Origin of the sequence: Lysinibacillus sp. NPDC097214, assembly GCF_050277945.1 — a bacterium.
Lineage (GTDB): Bacteria > Bacillota > Bacilli > Bacillales_A > Planococcaceae > Lysinibacillus > Lysinibacillus xylanilyticus_B.
The window spans coordinates 160,176-180,571 of sequence record NZ_JBNNSS010000008.1 but is presented as its reverse complement, the minus strand read 5'-3'; the positions used below and the strand labels follow the sequence as shown (position 1 = coordinate 180,571).

General features: G+C 39.2%; 32 protein-coding genes and 1 pseudogene. All 33 read right to left on the bottom strand.

What is annotated here, in order from left to right; all coding sequences use genetic code 11:
* Positions 1–12 precede the first annotated feature (12 nt).
* Positions 13–378 carry a 30S ribosomal protein S13 gene (gene rpsM, locus ACQKMI_RS18445; RefSeq protein ID WP_323648596.1) on the bottom strand — a complete coding sequence of 122 codons (366 nt, stop codon included), beginning with the start codon at positions 376–378 and terminating at the stop codon, positions 13–15.
* A gap of 24 nt (positions 379–402) precedes the next feature.
* Entirely contained in the window at positions 403–516 is a 114-nt protein-coding gene (gene rpmJ, locus ACQKMI_RS18440) for a 50S ribosomal protein L36 (RefSeq protein WP_000868344.1), read from the bottom strand.
* A gap of 37 nt (positions 517–553) precedes the next feature.
* Positions 554–772 (bottom strand): translation initiation factor IF-1, encoded by a 219-nt coding sequence (gene infA, locus ACQKMI_RS18435; protein WP_004233690.1) that lies wholly within the window; start codon positions 770–772, stop codon positions 554–556.
* Between the two features lie 86 nt (positions 773–858).
* Positions 859–936 (bottom strand): annotated as a pseudogene (locus tag ACQKMI_RS18430) (type I methionyl aminopeptidase); the annotation flags it as partial.
* A gap of 250 nt (positions 937–1,186) precedes the next feature.
* A complete protein-coding gene (locus ACQKMI_RS18425) occupies positions 1,187–1,840 on the bottom strand; it encodes an adenylate kinase (RefSeq protein ID WP_427491241.1) in 654 nt (217 codons plus the stop codon).
* A gap of 70 nt (positions 1,841–1,910) precedes the next feature.
* Positions 1,911–3,206 (bottom strand): preprotein translocase subunit SecY, encoded by a 1,296-nt coding sequence (gene secY / locus ACQKMI_RS18420; protein ID WP_323648592.1) that lies wholly within the window; start codon positions 3,204–3,206, stop codon positions 1,911–1,913.
* Entirely contained in the window at positions 3,206–3,646 is a 441-nt protein-coding gene (gene rplO, locus ACQKMI_RS18415; protein ID WP_079562360.1) for a 50S ribosomal protein L15, read from the bottom strand. The genes secY and rplO overlap by 1 nt, the downstream gene beginning before the upstream one ends.
* Before the next feature lie 34 nt (positions 3,647–3,680).
* Positions 3,681–3,863, bottom strand: a complete 183-nt coding sequence (rpmD, locus tag ACQKMI_RS18410; protein ID WP_049662869.1) for a 50S ribosomal protein L30 — start codon at positions 3,861–3,863, stop codon at positions 3,681–3,683.
* Positions 3,864–3,876: 13 nt separating this feature from the next.
* Positions 3,877–4,380 carry a 30S ribosomal protein S5 gene (rpsE, locus tag ACQKMI_RS18405; protein WP_053482806.1) on the bottom strand — a complete coding sequence of 168 codons (504 nt, stop codon included), beginning with the start codon at positions 4,378–4,380 and terminating at the stop codon, positions 3,877–3,879.
* 21 nt (positions 4,381–4,401) lie between these two features.
* On the bottom strand, positions 4,402–4,761 hold the full coding sequence (gene rplR / locus ACQKMI_RS18400; protein ID WP_323648589.1) for a 50S ribosomal protein L18: 360 nt from the start codon (positions 4,759–4,761) through the stop codon (positions 4,402–4,404).
* Positions 4,762–4,793: 32 nt separating this feature from the next.
* Positions 4,794–5,333, bottom strand: coding sequence for a 50S ribosomal protein L6 (rplF, locus tag ACQKMI_RS18395; protein ID WP_402931239.1), 540 nt, complete (start codon positions 5,331–5,333; stop codon positions 4,794–4,796).
* A 30-nt stretch (positions 5,334–5,363) separates the two neighbouring features.
* The gene (gene rpsH, locus ACQKMI_RS18390) at positions 5,364–5,762 is read right to left on the bottom strand and encodes a 30S ribosomal protein S8 (RefSeq protein WP_008181717.1); all 399 of its coding nucleotides are present in this window, start codon (positions 5,760–5,762) and stop codon (positions 5,364–5,366) included.
* 29 nt (positions 5,763–5,791) lie between these two features.
* A complete protein-coding gene (locus ACQKMI_RS18385; RefSeq protein ID WP_004233656.1) occupies positions 5,792–5,977 on the bottom strand; it encodes a type Z 30S ribosomal protein S14 in 186 nt (61 codons plus the stop codon).
* A 21-nt stretch (positions 5,978–5,998) separates the two neighbouring features.
* Positions 5,999–6,538 carry a 50S ribosomal protein L5 gene (gene rplE, locus ACQKMI_RS18380; RefSeq protein ID WP_079562362.1) on the bottom strand — a complete coding sequence of 180 codons (540 nt, stop codon included), beginning with the start codon at positions 6,536–6,538 and terminating at the stop codon, positions 5,999–6,001.
* 27 nt (positions 6,539–6,565) lie between these two features.
* Positions 6,566–6,874, bottom strand: a complete 309-nt coding sequence (rplX, locus tag ACQKMI_RS18375; protein WP_053596063.1) for a 50S ribosomal protein L24 — start codon at positions 6,872–6,874, stop codon at positions 6,566–6,568.
* Positions 6,875–6,909: 35 nt separating this feature from the next.
* Positions 6,910–7,278: a 50S ribosomal protein L14 gene (gene rplN, locus ACQKMI_RS18370; RefSeq protein ID WP_004233650.1), complete on the bottom strand. Its 369-nt coding sequence runs from the start codon at positions 7,276–7,278 to the stop codon at positions 6,910–6,912.
* 43 nt (positions 7,279–7,321) lie between these two features.
* Complete coding sequence (rpsQ, locus tag ACQKMI_RS18365; protein WP_053482810.1) at positions 7,322–7,585, bottom strand: 30S ribosomal protein S17; 264 nt, start codon at positions 7,583–7,585, stop codon at positions 7,322–7,324.
* An 18-nt stretch (positions 7,586–7,603) separates the two neighbouring features.
* Positions 7,604–7,804, bottom strand: a complete 201-nt coding sequence (rpmC, locus tag ACQKMI_RS18360; RefSeq protein WP_049662852.1) for a 50S ribosomal protein L29 — start codon at positions 7,802–7,804, stop codon at positions 7,604–7,606.
* Entirely contained in the window at positions 7,794–8,228 is a 435-nt protein-coding gene (rplP, locus tag ACQKMI_RS18355; protein WP_010860599.1) for a 50S ribosomal protein L16, read from the bottom strand. The genes rpmC and rplP overlap by 11 nt, the downstream gene beginning before the upstream one ends.
* A gap of 1 nt (position 8,229) precedes the next feature.
* Positions 8,230–8,883, bottom strand: coding sequence for a 30S ribosomal protein S3 (gene rpsC / locus ACQKMI_RS18350; protein WP_049662850.1), 654 nt, complete (start codon positions 8,881–8,883; stop codon positions 8,230–8,232).
* Between the two features lie 3 nt (positions 8,884–8,886).
* Positions 8,887–9,231, bottom strand: coding sequence for a 50S ribosomal protein L22 (gene rplV / locus ACQKMI_RS18345; protein ID WP_004233639.1), 345 nt, complete (start codon positions 9,229–9,231; stop codon positions 8,887–8,889).
* 22 nt (positions 9,232–9,253) lie between these two features.
* Complete coding sequence (gene rpsS / locus ACQKMI_RS18340) at positions 9,254–9,532, bottom strand: 30S ribosomal protein S19 (RefSeq protein ID WP_049662848.1); 279 nt, start codon at positions 9,530–9,532, stop codon at positions 9,254–9,256.
* 60 nt (positions 9,533–9,592) lie between these two features.
* Positions 9,593–10,423: a 50S ribosomal protein L2 gene (gene rplB / locus ACQKMI_RS18335; RefSeq protein ID WP_049662846.1), complete on the bottom strand. Its 831-nt coding sequence runs from the start codon at positions 10,421–10,423 to the stop codon at positions 9,593–9,595.
* 47 nt (positions 10,424–10,470) lie between these two features.
* Positions 10,471–10,755, bottom strand: a complete 285-nt coding sequence (gene rplW / locus ACQKMI_RS18330) for a 50S ribosomal protein L23 (protein WP_004233628.1) — start codon at positions 10,753–10,755, stop codon at positions 10,471–10,473.
* Positions 10,755–11,378 (bottom strand): 50S ribosomal protein L4, encoded by a 624-nt coding sequence (gene rplD / locus ACQKMI_RS18325; RefSeq protein WP_376074146.1) that lies wholly within the window; start codon positions 11,376–11,378, stop codon positions 10,755–10,757. Before rplD ends, rplW begins: the two co-directional genes overlap by 1 nt.
* Before the next feature lie 26 nt (positions 11,379–11,404).
* Entirely contained in the window at positions 11,405–12,034 is a 630-nt protein-coding gene (gene rplC, locus ACQKMI_RS18320; protein ID WP_323648578.1) for a 50S ribosomal protein L3, read from the bottom strand.
* Between the two features lie 45 nt (positions 12,035–12,079).
* A complete protein-coding gene (gene rpsJ, locus ACQKMI_RS18315; protein ID WP_004233624.1) occupies positions 12,080–12,388 on the bottom strand; it encodes a 30S ribosomal protein S10 in 309 nt (102 codons plus the stop codon).
* A 476-nt stretch (positions 12,389–12,864) separates the two neighbouring features.
* Positions 12,865–14,181, bottom strand: coding sequence for a Na+/H+ antiporter family protein (locus tag ACQKMI_RS18310; RefSeq protein WP_427491237.1), 1,317 nt, complete (start codon positions 14,179–14,181; stop codon positions 12,865–12,867).
* Between the two features lie 166 nt (positions 14,182–14,347).
* Positions 14,348–16,309 carry an FtsX-like permease family protein gene (locus ACQKMI_RS18305; RefSeq protein ID WP_427491235.1) on the bottom strand — a complete coding sequence of 654 codons (1,962 nt, stop codon included), beginning with the start codon at positions 16,307–16,309 and terminating at the stop codon, positions 14,348–14,350.
* Positions 16,299–17,060, bottom strand: a complete 762-nt coding sequence (locus ACQKMI_RS18300) for an ABC transporter ATP-binding protein (protein ID WP_370077728.1) — start codon at positions 17,058–17,060, stop codon at positions 16,299–16,301. Before ACQKMI_RS18300 ends, ACQKMI_RS18305 begins: the two co-directional genes overlap by 11 nt.
* Before the next feature lie 96 nt (positions 17,061–17,156).
* Entirely contained in the window at positions 17,157–18,110 is a 954-nt protein-coding gene (locus ACQKMI_RS18295; RefSeq protein ID WP_427491233.1) for a sensor histidine kinase, read from the bottom strand.
* A gap of 69 nt (positions 18,111–18,179) precedes the next feature.
* Complete coding sequence (locus tag ACQKMI_RS18290; RefSeq protein WP_427491264.1) at positions 18,180–18,863, bottom strand: response regulator transcription factor; 684 nt, start codon at positions 18,861–18,863, stop codon at positions 18,180–18,182.
* 294 nt (positions 18,864–19,157) lie between these two features.
* Positions 19,158–20,345, bottom strand: a complete 1,188-nt coding sequence (tuf, locus tag ACQKMI_RS18285; protein ID WP_323648567.1) for an elongation factor Tu — start codon at positions 20,343–20,345, stop codon at positions 19,158–19,160.
* Between the last annotated feature and the right edge of the window lie 51 nt (positions 20,346–20,396).

Genomic DNA, 20,396 nt, shown 5'->3' with positions numbered 1-20,396 from the left:
CTCCTTTACTTATTATTTTTTCTTGTTCGCTACAGTTTTACGAGGACCTTTACGCGTACGCGCATTGTTCTTCGTATTTTGACCACGAACAGGTAAACCACGACGGTGACGGATACCACGGAATGAACCGATTTCCATCAGACGTTTAATATTTAATGAAGTTTCGCGACGTAAGTCACCTTCAAGTTTGTATGAGTCTAATTGTTCACGGATTTTGTTTAACTCATCTTCAGTTAAGTCGCGTACGCGTGTTTCTTCTGAAATACCTGCGTCAGCTAATACTTTCTGAGCTGTAGTTTTACCAATACCGTAAATGTAAGTTAATGAAATTACCACGCGTTTGTCGCGAGGAATGTCAACACCAGCAATACGTGCCATGTACGTTGTGCACCTCCTTTAATATTACCCTTGTTTTTGTTTGTGTTTAGGATTTTCACAGATTACCATTACTTTACCGCGTCGGCGAATTACTTTACATTTTTCGCAGATCGGTTTCACAGATGGTCTCACTTTCATCTAACCTAACCTCCTTAGTAGTCCGGAGCGCAAAAGATTATTTAAAACGGTATGTGATACGACCGCGAGTTAAATCATAAGGAGATAACTCGATAGTAACCTTATCTCCAGGTAGAATACGGATAAAGTGCATACGAATCTTACCAGATACGTGTGCTAGAATCACATGTCCATTTTCTAATTCTACCTTAAACATCGCGTTTGGCAAAGTCTCAACAACTGTCCCTTCGACTTCAATTACATCATCTTTCGCCATCTACTCTGTCTCCTCTCTATATGCAAATTAAAGTTCTCATCGTTACATCAAACGGATATCTGCTGCAACTATAGAAGCAACCTCGTTTCAACATATGTTTGGATTGTATGAGAGATGTTTGAAAGACGCTCGTCTGGTTTCGCTTCACACAATCCACGGAATACACAGAACCATTAAGGGCACTGAACCTCCCATGTTTACACGAATACCGGAATGTCTTTGATGAGATATTCATACCCGTTACACAGATGCTTCCACGAAACCCATTATACTCTTCCAAAAGTCATGTTGCACTTTTTAAAAGAAATATATACCGGGCACAATATGCTTTTGCAACTCTCAAAAAAAATTATGTTTCGTTGTTGCTCCCGCATGCCTCCCGCGGAAGCAGTATTCTGCGCCCGGAGCCGGGTATCAGCTGCGGCTGCCCTGTAAAAGAGCATCAAGATCAGCAAACACTTTGTTAATATCTTGCTGTCCATCTATATTTGTTAACACACCTTTTACTTCATAGTAGTTCAGTAAAGGTTGTGCTTGTTTCATATTTACTTCCAGACGGTTTGCAACCGTTTCAGGATTATCATCCGCACGTGTGTAAAGCTCGCCACCATCTTTATCACATTTTCCTTCCTCAGCTGGAGGATTGAAAATTAAATGATAAGATGTACCACAAGTTTTACAAATACGACGACCTGATAGACGAGCAACTAGCTCATCTTTTTCAACTTGGATGTTAATTGTATGTTCAATAGCTTTACCAAGATCAGCAAGGATGCTGTCTAAAGCTTCAGCTTGAGGAACAGTACGTGGGAATCCATCTAATAAGAAGCCCTTTTCACAATCATGTTTAGCAAGTCGCTCGCGAACAATACCAATCGTTACTTCATCAGGTACTAGAGCACCTTGATCCATGAACGATTTAGCTTGCAAGCCTAGTTCTGTACCATCTTTAATAGCAGCACGGAACATATCGCCTGTAGAAATATGAGGAATCGCGTACTTCTCAACGATTTTATCTGCCTGAGTACCTTTACCAGCACCTGGCAGACCCATTAAAACGATATTCATACGAAGATATTCCTCCCACAAAAGGTTTGCTGATTTCAGGAAACGGTGAAACGTTCCCTAAAAACCAACATTATTTCATAAAGCCTTTGTAGTGACGTTTAACAAGTTGAGATTCTAGCTGTTTCATCGTTTCGAGCGCAACGCCGACTACGATAATTATACTAGTACCACCGATCTGCACTGTGGCAGGTAGATTCATAAAGTTTATGATTACAATCGGCATTACTGATATAACAGTTAAGAAAATCGCACCGACAAATGTCAGACGATATAACACGCTTGTTAAATACGTTTGAGTACTTTCACCAGGACGAATACCTGGAATGTAAGCACCTTGCTTTTTCAAGTTATCTGCCACATTTTCTGGATTCACTTGTATGAATGCATAGAAATATGTGAACGCGATGATCAAGGCTACGTAAACAATCATCCCAACAGGTTTTGTGTTATCAAAAGTGTTTTGAATGAATGTTGATACAGCACCTTCACCAAAGAACGGAACTAACGTACGTGGTGTCATTAGAAACGCTGAAGCAAAGATTACCGGAATAACCCCTGCAGCATTAACTTTTAACGGTAAATGCGTTTGTTGACCACCAGTTTGTTGGTTACGTCCAGTAACTCGTTTTGCATATTGAATTGGAATTTTACGTAGTGCTTGTTGCACGTAGATAACTCCAACAACAACTGCAAGCATAACTAAAACAAGTAAACCAAGAATCACTAGATTGATAAATAGTTTATCACCAGCACCCTCGATTTGCTGTGCATAGATTTGGTTAATGCCATTCGGTAATGCCGCAACGATACCTGCGAAAATTACAACAGAAATACCATTCCCAACACCATGCGCAGTAATTTGGTCAGCAAGCCATACTAGGAATGCTGTACCCGCTGTTAATACAATAGAAATTACAACATATGTTAGAATTCCTTCTTCTTTAATCAAAGATCCACCATACATTTTATTAAAACCAAATGACATCGCGAATGATTGGATAAAGGCAAGAACAATTGTAAAGTAACGAGTAAATTGTGCAAGTTTACGTCTTCCGACTTCACCTTGCTTTGCCCACTCAGCAAATTTCGGTACTACGTCCATTTGCAATAACTGAACAATGATTGAAGCAGTGATGTAAGGCATAATTCCCATCGCAAAGATAGAGAAGTTTTTCAAAGCACCACCGCCAAAAGTATTGAGGAAACCAACGAGATTGAACTCATCAGTTGCCTTTAATACATTAGCGTCAACGTTTGGTACTGGTACGAATGTACCGATACGGAAAACGATTAACATTAAAAGAGTAAAAATGATTTTATTTCGTATATCTCGAACACGCATAAAGTTAGAGATCGTCTGAAACATTAAATCACCTCAGTAGTTCCGCCGGCATTTTCAATTGCTTCTTTAGCCGAAGCTGAGAATTTATGAGCTTTTACTGTAAGCTTTTTGTTAAGAGTTCCGTTTCCAAGAACTTTAATTCCAGCTTTTTCATTGCTCACTAAACCTGATTCAAGTAATAATGCAGTTGTTACTTCTGCACCATCTTCAAAACGGTTTAATGTGTCAAGATTAACGATCGCGTACTCTTTACGGTTAATGTTAGTAAAGCCGCGTTTCGGTAAACGACGGAATAAAGGGTTTTGACCACCTTCGAATCCTGGGCGTACACCGCCGCCAGAACGAGAGTTTTGACCTTTATGACCTCTACCTGCAGTTTTACCGTTACCAGAACCGATACCGCGACCTACGCGGTTACGTACTTTACGGGAACCTTCTGCTGGTTTTAACTCATGAAGTTTCATATTGGATGGCACCTCCTTGTTCGTTAATTAAAAATTAGTTTTCTTTTACAGTAACTAAGTGAGCTACTACATCGATCATACCGCGAGTTGCTGCATTGTCAGCTTTCTCTACAGTTTGGTTTAATTTACGTAAACCTAATGCTTCGATAGTTTTGCGTTGTGCTGGTTTAGAACCAATCACAGATTTTGTAAGGGTGATTTCTAATTTGTTAGCCATTATCTTTCCCCCCTTATCCTAATATTTCTTCCACTGATTTACCACGTAATTTAGCTACGTCCTCTACGCGTTTTAATTCAGTTAAACCTTGAATAGTTGCACGCACCATATTGATTGGTGTGTTAGTTCCAAGAGATTTTGAAAGAATATCAGTAATACCAGCAAGTTCTAGTACGGCACGTACTGGACCACCAGCGATAACCCCTGTACCAGGAGCAGCAGGTTTAATTAGGATTTCTCCTGCACCAAAGCGACCTTGCACTAAGTGTGGAGTTGTTCCACCTACGCGTGGCACTTCGATTAAGTTTTTCTTCGCATCTTCAACAGCTTTACGGATAGCATCTGGCACCTCTTGAGCTTTACCAGTACCGAATCCAACGTGACCGTTTTTATCGCCAACAACAACTAATGCTGTGAAGCGGAAGCGACGTCCACCTTTAACAACTTTAGCAACACGGTTAATAGTAACTACGCGTTCTTCAAGTTCTCCAAGTTTGTTTGCGTCAATTCGACTCATGAAATGTGTCCCTCCTTTTTATTAAAATTGTAAACCGTTCTCACGGGCAGCTTCTGCTAAAGCTTTTACACGTCCATGATATAAGTAACCACCACGGTCAAATACTACAGCAGTAATATTTTTTTCCGTAGCGCGTTTTGCGATTGTTTCACCGACTTTAGTTGCAGCATCAACATTGCTACCAGCAGCATCAAAACCATTTTCTTGAGAAGATGCGCTAACAATTGTTACGCCTGCTACGTCATCGATAAGTTGAGCGTAAATGTTCTTGTTAGAACGGAATACGTTTAAGCGTGGACGCTCAGCAGTACCCGAAATTTTAGAACGTACGCGTGCATGACGTTTTTTACGAACCTGATTTTTATCTTGTTTCGTAATCACAAGGGTCACTCCTTTCTAATGCTTATGCAGCATTATTTACCTGTTTTACCTTCTTTACGACGAACATATTCGCCTTCATAACGGATACCTTTACCTTTGTAAGGCTCTGGTGGACGCACGTCACGGATGTTAGATGCAAGAGCACCAACGCGTTCTTTGCTAATACCTTTAACGATGATTTTAGTGTTAGAAGGAACTTCAACTTCTAAACCATCTTCAGGTGTGAACTCAACTGGATGTGAGTAACCTACGTTAAGAACAAGTTTTTTACCTTGTAATTGCGCACGGTAACCTACACCGATTAGTTCTAATGATTTTTCGAAACCTGCAGAAACACCAGTAATCATGTTCGCTAATAGCGCACGAGTTGTACCGTGGTTTGTGCGGTGTTCTTTTGAGTCAGAAGGACGAGATACAGTAATCACGTTACCTTCTTGCTCAATTTTCATATCTTGGTGGAAAGAACGAACAAGTTCGCCCTTAGGACCTTTAACGGTAACTGAGTTGTCAGCTGCAACAGTAACAGTTACGTTAGCTGGTACCTCGATAATTTTTTTACCTACACGAGACATTTAGTTGCACCTCCATTCATTTATTGCTAATTACCAAACGTATGCTAGAACTTCGCCGCCAACTTGTTTAGCGCGAGCTTCTTTATCTGTTAATAAACCTTGTGAAGTTGACACTAAAGCGATACCAAGACCGTTCAGTACTTTAGGCACTTCATTTGTTTTTGCATATACTCGTAGACCAGGTTTAGAAATACGTTTTAAGCCAGTGATAACGCGTTCGTTATCTTTACCGTATTTTAAGAAGATACGGATAATACCTTGCTTGTTGTCTTCCACGTATTCTACGTCACGTACGAAACCTTCACGCTTTAAAATTTCAGCGATTTCTTTTTTCACGTTGGAAGCTGGTACTTCTAACTTCTCGTGACGAACCATGTTCGCATTACGAATGCGAGTAAGCATATCTGCAATCGGATCAGTCATTGTCATTACATTTACCTCCTTCCCAAATTAGGGGATTACCAGCTGGCTTTTTTCACGCCAGGAATTTGTCCCTTATATGCAAGTTCTCGGAAACAAATACGGCAAAGTTTAAATTTACGATATACAGAGTGTGGACGGCCACAGCGTTCACAACGTGTATATTCTTGCACTTTAAACTTTTGCTTACGTTGTTGTTTAACGATCATAGATTTTTTAGCCACGTTTTCGCCCTCCTTGTTTAATTACTTTTGGAACGGCATACCGAATTGTGTCAATAACTCGCGAGCTTCTTCATCAGAATTCGCTGTCGTTACGATCACGATGTCCATACCGCGTACTTTTGAAACTTTATCGTAATCGATTTCTGGGAAAATTAATTGCTCTTTAACACCTAAAGTGTAGTTACCGCGACCGTCGAATGCTTTTTTAGAAACACCGCGGAAGTCACGTACACGAGGTAGTGAAATTGAGATTAATTTGTCCAAGAATTCATACATACGCTCACCGCGTAATGTAACTTTAGCACCGATTGGCATACCTTCACGTAGACGGAAACCAGCGATCGATTTTTTCGCTTTTGTTACAACTGGTTTTTGACCAGTGATAATTGTTAATTCTTCTACAGCTGCATCTAATGCTTTTGAGTTTTGAACTGCGTCACCAACACCCATGTTGATAACGATTTTGTCAACTTTCGGCAATTGCATAACTGATTTATATCCAAACTTGCTCATAAGAGCAGTTGAAACTTCATTTAAATATTTTTCTTTTAGGCGGCTCATTTGTGTACCTCCCTTCTTTTATAGAAATTAGTCGATTACTGCACCTGATTTTTTTGCAACACGAACTTTTTTACCGTTTTCGATTTTATAACCTACACGAGTCGGCTCGCCAGATTTAGGATCGATTAGCATTACGTTCGAAACGTGAATTGCAGCCTCTTGGCTTACAATTCCACCTTGTGGATTCAATTGGTTAGGTTTTACGTGTTTTTTCACGATGTTTACACCTTCAACAAGAACGCGATCTTGTTTAGGGTAAGAAGCAAGGATAACGCCTTCTTTGCCTTTGTCCTTACCAGTGATAACCTTTACCTTGTCACCTTTTTTTACATGCATGCTGTCGCACCTCCTTGATTGGCACTATCATGAAATTAAAGAACTTCTGGAGCTAGAGAAACGATTTTCATGAAGTTGCTGTCACGTAATTCACGTGCAACAGGTCCGAAAATACGAGTTCCGCGTGGTGATTTATCATCACGAATAATTACACAAGCATTTTCATCAAATTTGATGTACGTACCATCTTTACGACGCACGCCTGATTTAGTACGAACGATAACAGCTTTAACAACGTCACCCTTCTTAACAACGCCACCTGGTGTTGCTTTCTTAACTGTACAAACAACGATATCACCGATGTTAGCAGTTTTACGGCCAGAGCCACCAAGGACTTTAATTGTAAGAACTTCACGTGCACCTGAGTTGTCAGCAACTTTCATACGACTTTCTTGTTGGATCACTTAGGTTACCTCCCTTCGGAAATTGGTTGTTCCGAAATAGTTATTAAATAATAACCGCTTTTTCTACAACTTCAACTAGACGGAAACGTTTAGTAGCTGATAGCGGGCGAGTTTCCATGATACGTACGATATCACCGATTTTCGCTGTGTTTAACTCATCATGAGCCTTAAACTTTTTAGAGTATTTTACACGTTTACCATAAAGCTTGTGCTTTTTGTGAGTTTCAACTAAAACAGAAATTGTTTTATCCATTTTATCTGAAACAACGCGGCCCGTGTAAACTTTGCGTTGATTACGCTCAGTCATACTTGAAAACCTCCTTTATCAGTTATTTGCACTGATTTCTCTTTCACGAATAACAGTTTTCATACGCGCGATTGCTTTACGCACTTCACGAATACGAGCTGTGTTTTCTAATTGACCAGTCGCCAATTGGAAGCGAAGGTTGAAAAGCTCTTCTTTCAGTGATTTCACTTTCAATTCTAATTCAGAAGTGGCAAGGTCACGGATTTCATTAGCTTTCATTAGATTCACCACCAGTTTCTTGACGTTTTACGATCTTACATTTAACAGGAAGCTTATGTGATGCTAAACGAAGTGCTTCACGTGCGATCTCTTCAGATACACCAGCGATTTCGAACATTACTTTTCCTGGTTTTACTACTGCTACCCAACCTTCAGGAGAACCTTTACCAGAACCCATGCGGACTTCTAGAGGTTTTTTAGTGTAAGGTTTATGCGGGAAGATTTTAATCCAAACTTTACCGCCACGTTTCATGTAACGAGTCATCGCGATACGTGCAGATTCGATTTGACGGTTAGTAATCCAGCTAGCTGTTTGAGCTTGTAAGCCCCATTCGCCGAAAGATACTTCTTTACCGCCTTTCGCTTCGCCACGCATGTTTCCGCGGTGTTCACGACGGTATTTTACGCGTTTAGGCAATAACATATTATTTGCCTCCTTCCACAGATTTCTTCGTAGGAAGAACTTCACCACGGTAGATCCATACTTTAACGCCTAATTTACCGTAAGTAGTGTCAGCTTCTGCGTGTGCATAGTCGATGTCAGCACGTAGAGTATGAAGTGGAACAGTTCCTTCACTATAGTGTTCAGCACGCGCGATATCAGCGCCACCTAAACGACCAGATACTTGTGTTTTAATTCCTTTTGCACCAGCACGAATTGTGCGTTGGATCGCTTGCTTTTGCGCACGACGGAATGATACACGGTTTTCTAATTGACGAGCGATGTTTTCAGCTACTAGACGAGCGTCAAGATCAGCACGTTTGATTTCGATAATGTTGATGTGTACACGTTTACCAGTTAAATCGCTAAGGTATTTACGAAGATTCTCAACTTCAGAACCACCTTTACCGATTACCATACCTGGTTTCGCAGTGTGAATTGTAATGTTTACACGGTTCGCAGCGCGTTCGATTTCTACTTTAGAAACTGAAGCGTCTTTAAGAGCCGTTTCAATATATTTACGCACTTTGATGTCTTCGTGAAGTAGAGTTGCATAGTCTTTTTCAGCGTACCATTTTGACTCCCAGTCACGAATAATACCAACGCGCAGTCCTATTGGATGTACTTTTTGACCCACGGATTAGCCCTCCTTCTTCTCAGATACCACTAGAGTAATGTGGCTTGTGCGTTTGTTAATTGCGCTTGCACGTCCTTGTGCACGTGGACGGAAACGTTTTAATGTTGGACCTTCATCAACGAATACTTCAGAAACTACTAAAGAGTTGATGTCAAGATCGTAGTTATGCTCAGCGTTAGCAACTGCAGATTTTAATACTTTTTCAACGACTGGAGACGCCGCTTTTGGAGTATGACGTAAAATTGCAACTGCCTCACCAACTTGCTTGCCTCGAATTAAGTCTACAACTAGACGGACTTTACGAGGAGCAATGCGAACAGTACGAGCGATAGCTTTAGCTTGTGTCATTAGGATTTACCTCCTCTCAAAATTAGCGTCTTGTTTTCTTGTCGTCTGCACCGTGACCTTTGTAAGCACGTGTTGGTGCGAATTCACCAAGTTTGTGACCTACCATATCTTCTGTTACGTATACAGGAACGTGTTTACGTCCATCATAAACAGCAATCGTTAAACCGATAAAAGTCGGGAAAATTGTAGAACGGCGAGACCAAGTTTTGATAACTTGTTTTTTCTCAGAAGCCTCTTGCGCTTCCACTTTTTTCATTAAGTGGTCATCAACAAAAGGTCCTTTTTTCAAGCTGCGACCCATGTAGGAACCTCCCTCCGTGATTCCACCACGGCTCTCACATAGAACCGTAGTTTAACCACATTATTTTTTACGACTACGGATGATGAATTTATCCGATTTGTTTTTCTTCTTGCGAGTTTTGTAACCAAGTGCTGGTTTACCCCAAGGAGTCATTGGTGATTTACGTCCGATTGGAGAACGTCCTTCACCACCACCGTGTGGGTGATCGTTAGGGTTCATTACAGAACCACGAACTGTTGGGCGTTTACCTAACCAACGGCTACGACCTGCTTTACCGATGTGTACTAGTTCGTGTTGTTCGTTACCAACTTGACCGATTGTAGCGCGGCAAGTAGCTAACACTAAACGTACTTCACCAGATTGTAGACGAACGATTACGTATTTGTCTTCACGACCAAGTACTTGTGCAGAAGTACCAGCAGAACGTACTAATTGTCCACCTTTACCAGGTTTTAACTCGATGTTATGGATTGTAGTACCCATTGGAATGTTTGCTAATGGTAATGTGTTACCTACTTTAATATCAGCATCTGGGCCAGATACGATTGTTTGACCAACCTCTAGACCTTTAGGTGCTAAGATGTAAGCTTTTGCTCCATCAGCGTAGTTGATTAATGCGATATTCGCAGAACGGTTTGGATCATATTCAATAGTAGCAACTTTAGCCGGAATGCCATCTTTTACACGTTTGAAATCGATAACACGGTATTGCTTCTTATGTCCACCGCCATGATGACGAACAGTGATTTTACCTTGGTTGTTACGACCAGCTTTGCGTTTAGTTGGTTCAAGCAATGATTTCTCAGGCTTGTTAGTTGTAATTTCCGCAAAGTCTAAAGACGTCATATTACGACGACCATTAGAGGTAGGTTTATACTTTTTAATCGCCATTGTGTTTCCCTCCTTCTTGATTGTTCAAATCATAAATCCATAAAGGATTACATTTCGAATAATTCGATTTCTTTGCTATCAGCAGTTAATTTAACAATCGCTTTACGACGTTTGTTAGTGTAACCACCATAACGGCCAACGCGTTTGAATTTACCTTTGTAGTTAAGAACGTTTACTTTCTCAACTTTTACACCAAAGATTTCTTCTACAGCGTCTTTTACTTGAGTTTTGTTAGCGCGAGTGTCTACTTCGAAAGTATACTTTTTCTCTGCCATAAGTTCTGAAGAACGCTCAGTAATGACCGGACGTTTTAAAATATCACGTGCTTCCATTATCCAAGCACCTCCTCAACTTTTTCTACTGCAGACTTTGTGAATACAACTTTATCATGACCTAATAGATCAAGAACGTTGATTCCGTTTGCAGTTAAAACTGTTACACCAGGGATGTTACGAGCAGATAATGCTACGTTTTCATCTAGGTCAGCAGTTACGAATAAAGATTTTTTCTCTAAAGAAAGATCTTTAAGGATTTTTGTGAATTCTTTTGTTTTTGGTGCTGCTAATGAAAGAGCATCAAGAACTAAGAAGTTCTGTTCTACAACTTTAGCTGATAAAGCAGATTTAAGAGCTAAGCGACGAACTTTTTTAGGTAATTTGTAAGAATAGCTACGTGGAGTTGGGCCGAATACGACACCACCGCCGCGCCATTGTGGAGAACGGATAGAACCTTGACGAGCACGACCAGTTCCTTTTTGACGCCATGGTTTACGACCACCACCAGCAACTTCAGAACGGTTTTTTACCTTATGATTACCTTGACGAAGAGAAGCGCGTTGTGCCACTACAGCGTCGAATAATACTGCTTCATTTGGCTCGATTCCGAAAATCGCATCGTTTAATTCGATTTCACCAACTGAAGCACCTGTTTGACTAAGTATAGATACTTTTGTCATTCCTGTTTCCTCCTTTCCTTAGGTGATTACTTAGCTTTAATTGCAGTTTTAACTGTAACTAGAGCTTTTTTAGAACCAGGAACATTACCTTTAACAAGTAGTAAGTTACGTTCCGCATCAACTTTCACGATTTCTAAGTTTTGGATTGTAACTACAGTGCCACCCATTTGACCAGGTAATTTCTTTTGTTTGAATACGCGGTTCGGAGCAACTGGACCCATTGAACCAGGACGACGGTGGTAACGAGAACCGTGGGCCATAGGACCACGAGATTGACCATGGCGTTTAATTACACCTTGGAAACCTTTACCTTTAGTAACACCTGTTACATCAATTACATCGCCTTCTGCGAAAATTTCTACTTTGACTTCTTGACCAACTTCGTATTCTCCAACGTTCACGTTGCGGAATTCACGAATGAAGCGCTTAGGAGCAGTGTTCGCTTTTGCTACGTGACCTTGTTCTGGTTTGTTAGAAAGCTTAACACGCTTGTCTTCGAAACCAACTTGGATAGCTTCGTAGCCGTCTGTTTCAACAGATTTCTTTTGAAGTACTACGTTTGGAGTAGCTTCGATAACTGTTACCGGGATTAAATCTCCGTTTTCAGCGAAAACTTGTGTCATACCAATTTTTCTACCTAAGATTCCTTTAGCCATTTGTCACACCTCCTGTAAGTTTTAAAAAAGTTATATTTTTTACCATTAAAGTTTGATTTCGATATCAACGCCAGATGGTAAATCAAGTTTCATTAACGCGTCAACAGTTTGTGGTGTTGGGTTAACGATATCGATCAGACGTTTATGCGTACGCATTTCGAATTGTTCACGAGAATCTTTGTACTTGTGAACAGCACGTAGAATTGTGTACACAGACTTCTCAGTTGGAAGTGGAATCGGACCTGATACACTTGCACCTGAACGTTTTGCAGTTTCCACAATTTTTTCAGCAGACTGATCTAAAATACGGTGATCATACGCTTTTAAACGAATACGAATCTTTTGTTTTGCCATTATTTTCCCTCCTTCTCGCCTATTTTCTAGACATTCTCCACGAAAATTCTCCAACACACCGCCATGGCAATGCGGCCGGGTGTGTCGGCAACCTCTCGTTTCATCGCAGTCAAAGACCAACATTCAACATTATACACAATAAAAAAAGAATAAGCAAGTCTTTTCGCTAAATTCTTTTAAACGTTGCAGATATTCTTACTACTAATATTTTTACTAATATTTATCGCTTATCTAAGCCGTTTACTAGTATATAAAATTCCCTTGCACATTGCAACACTTAAGGTTGGTATATCAACGTTTTTTAATATTTCAAACAATTAATCGACCACAAGAACAGAGTCCGCTAAAGCACTGTTGAGCTTTCTTCGAGGTTGTAGCACTTTATAGATGATAACTATACCCATAGTTATGCCGCTATTATTCTTTAGACAATAAAAAAGCAGCTTCTAATAGTTAGAAACTGCTCTTTCCATTACTTATAAGAAAAACACACATGCAACCCAGCCAAATATAATAAGTGGGATGTTTATAAAAATAAACGTTGGCACACATGTATCCCAAATGTGATTATGCTGTCCATCTACATTTAAACCTGCAGTTGGTCCAAGAGTAGAATCTGAAGCAGGAGAGCCTGCATCACCTAAAGCACCTGCTGTACCTATAAGACAGATAATCGCCAAAGGACTCATTCCTAACCCTTGTGCAAGGGGAACAAATAAGGTTGCAATAATAGGTACTGTCGCAAAAGATGAACCAATCCCCATTGTCACTATTAAACCAATGATCAACATTATCAATATAGCTAGACTCTTATTTCCTTGAAGAATTGTTAGCGAGTTCGAGATTAAGCTATCTACATGACCCGTGGCGTTAATAACAGATGCAAAACCATTTGCAGCGATCATAACAAAACCAATAAAGGCCATCATCTTCATTCCCTCAGAAAGAATCTCATCTGCCTCTTTCCATTTAAGTGCACCAGTAAAATACATCATCATAATTCCTGCAAAAGCACCTACAATCATCGAATCAGTATAAATTTGTGCACCTAGAGAGACAATTAAAGCCATAGTCGTTGAAATAATAACGAATTTACTGACATGGACATTTAAAGATTCTGTCTCAACATCATTGTTTTGATATTGTCGAGGTTTTCGATATACGAAAAAGGCTACACATAATCCAATTAACATCCCTAGAACGGGTATAGCCATCGCTACTGGTACATCACGTGAAGATGCTTCCATACCTGCCTCGGTTACTTGAGTAGAAACGATATCTTGGAAAATAGCTCCGAAGCCAGCAGGTACGAAGCTATACGTCCCTATTAAACCAACAGCAATTAATGTAGCGATTATTCGTCGGTCAACCTCTAGCATATTTAAAATCTTTAAAATCGGAGGGATCAATAATGGGATAAAGGCTATATGAATTGGAATTAAATTTTGTGAGAAAATAGACATCATAAAGATCAGTAGGAAAATTAAAACCTTTACTAAACCTTTTCGATTACTTGTACCGTTTTTATTTAATATCTTTAAAATCCCTGCAATCATTAATTCAGGAATTCCCGTTTTTGAAATGGCAATAGCGAAACCACCAAGCAATCCATAACTTAAAGCAATCGTTGCACCTGCTCCTAATCCTTCTGTAAATGATTGTACAGTTGCTTCAATACCCATGCCGCTTGTTAGGCCTCCTGCAAAGGCACCCAATACAAGAGAAAGAACAACATTGATACGGAGCAAGCTTAATATTAACATGACGGCCACTGCCACAATTACTGCGTTCATTTCAACACTTCACTTTCGTACACTAGATTACTAATACATTAAACTTTAATCGTCTAATAGTTGAAAGTCAAGATGTTTTTATGCCCCTGTTAAAATCCCCTAAATTCAAACGACAAAAAAAACAGTATGACCTTAAATAATCATACTGTTTTTAGATCTCTTCCTATTATAACGATTCACGAATGACTTTTTTATAATAGCCTACAGAAAGTACAGCGAAAATAGCATATAACGCTATATAGCAGCTCATAGCAATCCATAATGGTGCGGTTAACTCTGAGCCGAATAAAAACCATCCCGACTTAACAGCAAAGTAACTATGGAGCAGCCCTATTATTAATGGAACACCAAAATTAAAGGCTTGTTTCATATATATACCTTTCATAATATCTTTTTCAGCGAAGCCAATCTTTCTTAATATCGTATAAGAGCCTCGCTCCTCTTCAGCCTCAGACATTTGCTTAAAGTATAAAATACTGCCTGTTGTCATTAAAAATGCTAATCCTAAAAATGCTAGGGTAAATATCGTTATTCCTAATGATTCAATATTCCCCTTACGCTCTTCTTCATAGGAGTGTATAAAGTTTTCGCCATTTGATTGCATATATAATTTCTCCGCTAGAGCTAAATCACTTTTATTCTTTAGATTTATAGTAGTTTGATTTTGCCACATATCAGGTACATCATGAGCAGCTAACTTTTCAAACAGTGCATCTGGAACTACAAAAATTGGCCCCCCCGGCCCAGAAGTCACAGTACCACTTATAATACTTTCATGTTGAATGTCTTTGACATGAAACGTTTCTTCCTTAGTTGCCTCCTCTGAACCTTCTGTAGTGACAACTACATCACGATCCTTTTCAAGCGGAAACATCTCTGCCATATAACCACCATAGTTTGTTAATATAACATCATTATCCGAAACGGCAGCTTCGGGAACTAATTGTTGATAATCAGAAAGTGGAATTGTATAAATGGTTCCTTCTAAACCAAAAAGGGGATTATCTTTATTTTGCTGTTCTTTTGATAATAGCTGAGAAAAGGCAGCTGAAACACTCTGTAATCGGTAATCTCTTTTATCAAAAGCAATATTATTTTCTTCTAGCTTCTTTAAAAATTCCTGGCCCTTATCTTCAAGTAATACATAATCTCCGGGTACTTGACTATATGCCGACGATTCTGATGAATAATACGAAATATAAGCTAAAGTTGTAACCCCAAGTGAAAAACCCGTTAAAACTGTAATAAGTGTTAAGGATTTCGCATTACCCTTCATACGATGCATAATCGGTGTTAATGCTAATACATCACGGACCGTTAGATGCCCACTTTTCTTAAGACGAATTGAATTCATAATAAATGCTACAGAGAAACGGAAAACAAGGAACGTTCCGCCAATGGTAGTTGCTAAAATAATAATCATATTAAGAGTTAAATTGCCCTGAGAGTTAATATCGAAGAGCTTCGTTGATGCATAGTAGCCATATGCAATTAGTACAAGCCCCAAAAAACCAATGACCATTTGTAATGGGCTGAAACGTTTTACGCGCTCATCGGCTTGCTTGGAAGCACTGAATAATGATAGTAATGATACGCGGTAAATCATCCAAGCCATTTGTACAAGTACAATAACTAGTAGAATGGCAAATACTACGATAGACTGCTGTAATGCCTCTGTACTAAATGTCATCGTCACAAGTGCCTCTTTTTCGAGTACCCGCAGTAATATCATTGCAAATAAGCGCGAACTAAAGAACCCTGCAAGCATCCCTAAAACGATGGCTCCTACAAATAAGAGGATACTTTCTACCGCTAATAAGCGTACGATGAGCCCCTTTGTCATCCCTATTAGCTGATACAAGCCTATTTCCTTACTGCGACGCTTCATAAATAGATGGTTGGCATATAGGACGAAAAACAAGACAATAAAGTACAGCATGTATGTTGCCGCAGCAAATCCCGCTTTGGCCGTACCGCTCTTGTCTACTGTAGCCAACACTTCAGCATTATTTTGCAATGTCACAAAAGAAAAATATAAAGTAACACTAAAAATAAGTGCGAAAAAATATAAATAATAATGCTTCATATTTTTCTTCATACTGCGCAGTACGAGTTTACTAAGACTCATAGCCGTCACCGCCTAGCACACTTTGCGTATGCATGATTTCTTGGAAAAAAGCCTGTCTCGTTTTATCTCCTTTATATAGCTCACTATAAATGAGTCCGTCCTTTAAAAATAAAACACGTGTACAAAAACTCGCTGCTACCGCATCATGCGTAACCATCATAATCGTTGCTTTTTTTGACTCATTAATACTTTGTAGATTTTTTAAAAGTGCAGTGGCTGATTTTGAGTCAAGTGCGCCTGTAGGTTCATCAGCAAATACAAGCGAAGGATTTGTAATTAGTGCCCGAGCCGCTGATGTACGTTGCTTTTGACCACCTGATATTTCGTTTGGATATTTATTTAAAATCTCAGCAATACCTAATAAATGTGTAAGCTCCTTTACACGACTCTCTGCAACAGCCTTTGGTAGCCTACCAATAGCTAATGGTAGTAAAATATTTTCTTTCACCGTTAGTGTATCTAATAAATTATAATCTTGGAATATGAATCCCAATTGTTCACGACGGAAATTAGCTAACGCCTTCTCCTTCATACCACGTAAGTTTTGACCATTTATTTCAATAACACCTTCTGTTGCAAAGTCAATCGAACACAGAACATTTAAGAGTGTTGTCTTCCCAGAGCCTGAAGGTCCCATAATGCCAACAAATTCACCTTGATTCACTTCTACATCAATACCCTTTAACACCTCTTGGGCTGTTGATTTTTTACCATATACTTTTTTTACTTTACGACCAATTAAAACCGCCACTTGTAAACGCCCCCTTCTATAGTTCAAGTGTACCCTGTCTATGTCGCCAATTCGTGCGTTTTACATGACAATACAAAAAGGTAGGTGACAATTTCGTCATCTACCTGTTAGTTTGATATATTCATTTTGTAATGGAAAACGTAATGTAAATATCGACCCTTCACCCACAATAGATTGGACAGTAATACGAACGCCAATTTTCTGCGCCACATTATGTGCTAAGTAAAGACCCATACCTGTCGATTGTGCAGACTCTCTTCCGGCTGTTCCAGTATATGATTTATAAAAAATTCGTGGTAGATCCTCCTGACGAATACCAATACCTGCATCTTTTATATGTAATAGTGTTGCTCCAGTAGCATCTACTTCCGTAAATATCAATACCTCTGAATTTGCAGGACTATATTTAATCGCATTGGACAGAATTTGTCGGATGATAAAGGCTAGCCATTTGCCATCCGTCGTCACTGTATCTGTTAACTCATCCACATCAAAACCGATACCTTTTTCAATACACCATGCCTGCATAGCTCTTATTTCTTTATAGACAACGGTTCTTAGCTCAATTTCCATCATATAATTATCTTTTTCAATAGAAGCTAACCGTGTTTGGTGTAGCTGCTGATCAACTAATAAATGCAGTCTTAGCCATTCTGTCTCTAATTTACGACGTAGTGTCAAATCTTCTACGCGATCTAGCATCAAATTTACTGCAGTTAAAGGTGCCTTTACTTCATGAACCCACGCTAAAAGATCATCTGAATATTCCTGTAGCTGTACCTTTGCTTGATTTAACTCTGTGTTCTTGCCGGAAAGAACATCTTCAATTTTCGTAAAATATGTCGTTTGAAAAGGTGATAACACCAAATTTTTGCTTCGTACGTCATCAAATTGGTTTTCCACATTTCCTAGGAAATCTTTTAGCCGCCCAACTTCAACTACGTATCGCCAAAAAAGAAAGATTATAAAACTAATAAGCAGGCTAATATTAATATACAAAATCGAGATCCCTACTAATCCAACGTCTAAAGAAAACAAAACATTGATCATAACGATGATAAAAACAAAAAATCCTATCCATGCGAGGCGTTCTCTTAAAAATAAAATGAGCATTGTCCATCACGTCCCTTGTGTTACAGCCATATAACCAAGTCCCTTTTTAGTTAAAATAACTTCTTGTAAACCTATATCCTCAAGCTTAGTACGTAATCGATTCACATTTACCGACAATGTATTATCATTGACAAAGCGTTCATCGTCCCATAACTTTCTCATTAAATCATCTCTAGATACAATTTGATCGGCCTTCTCCACTAAAATACGTAAAATAAACAGTTCATTTTTTGTTAATGAAGCAAGCTTACCCTCATACATAATCTCACTGCGTGCATAGTCAATAACTGCACCATTAAACCGTGTAACATCCATTGATTCGTCTATATAATCATATGTACGACGTAAAACGGCTTGTACCTTTGCAAGTAATACCTCCATATGGAACGGCTTTTGTACAAAGTCATCTGCACCCATTTGCATTGCCATGACCATATCCATTGGGTGGTCTCGTGAAGATAGAAAGAGAATTGGCACCTTGGAAATATGACGTATTTCACGACACCAATGAAAGCCATCATAAGCAGGTAGCTGAATGTCAATCAATACAAGCTGTGGCTTTTGCTCAATAAAATCATCCATCACCTTTTGAAAATCTTTAGGACCCACAACCTGAAGCGACCACTGTGCAAAACGTGTCTGAATCATCTCGAAAATAGATGGATCATCTTCTATCAACAATATTTTCATCTCCACTTGCAAATACCCCTTCCATGAAATGTTTATTATGTATATTAAAAGGGCTGTGATTCTACACTCTACATGCTGCACAAGCTTTTATCCACAGCAGTTTCGTAGATAAAAAATTTATTCTCAGTTTATTGCGTTGAAATTCTTATGTTCTTTGGTATTTCACCTATTATGTATACATAAAATAATCTAATTCAAGTAAAATTATCAAATTCTCTTCACTTATTTTAACATAAAAAACCAATCTGTAAGCGTCCCTACAGATTGGTTTTGAAAAATTAGCTTGCGCTAAAATTATTTTTGGATAGAAGCAACTACGCCAGCGCCTACAGTACGGCCACCCTCACGGATAGAGAATTTAGTACCTTCTTCAAGAGCGATTGGAGCGATAAGTTCTACTGTCATTTCGATGTTATCGCCAGGCATTACCATTTCAACGCCTTCTGGTAAGTTACAGATACCTGTTACGTCAGTTGTACGGAAGTAGAACTGAGGACGGTAGTTAGTGAAGAATGGAGTATGACGGCCACCCTCTTCTTTTGATAAAACATAAACTTCAGCTTTGAAGCTTGTGTGTGGAGTGATTGAACCTGGTTTAGATAATACTTGACCACGTTGGATATCTTCACGAGCTACACCACGAAGTAAAGCACCGATGTTGTCACCAGCTTCAGCATAGTCTAATAATTTACGGAACATTTCTACACCAGTTACAGTTGTAGATTTAGCTTCTTCAGTAATACCTACGATTTCAACTACGTCACCAACTTTAACTTGACCACGTTCAACACGGCCAGTTGCAACTGTACCACGACCAGTGATTGAGAATACGTCCTCTACTGGCATCATGAATGGTTTGTCAGTTTGACGTTCTGGAGTTGGGATGTAAGAATCTACAGCGTCCATTAATTCAACGATTTTTTCTTCCCATTCTGGTTCGCCTTCAAGAGCTTTAAGAGCAGAACCTTTGATTACTGGAAGATCATCACCTGGGAAGTCATATTCAGATAGTAGGTCACGGATTTCCATTTCTACTAATTCTAATAATTCTTCGTCGTCAACCATATCACATTTGTTCATGAATACTACTAAGTATGGAACACCTACTTGACGAGATAAAAGGATGTGTTCACGAGTTTGTGGCATTGGGCCATCAGCAGCAGATACTACTAAGATACCGCCGTCCATTTGTGCAGCACCAGTGATCATGTTTTTAACATAGTCAGCGTGTCCTGGGCAGTCAACGTGTGCATAGTGACGAGTATCAGTTTCGTATTCTACGTGAGAAGTATTGATTGTGATACCACGTTCTTTTTCTTCTGGAGCGTTATCGATATCAGCGTATGATTTAGCTTCTCCACCCATTTTTTTAGAAAGAACTGTTGCGATAGCAGCAGTTAAAGTTGTTTTACCATGGTCAACGTGTCCGATTGTACCAATGTTAGCATGCGTTTTTGAACGGTCGAATTTTTCTTTAGCCATTAGAGATTGCCTCCTCAAAATTATATGTTTATATTTTTTAAAAATTTATAG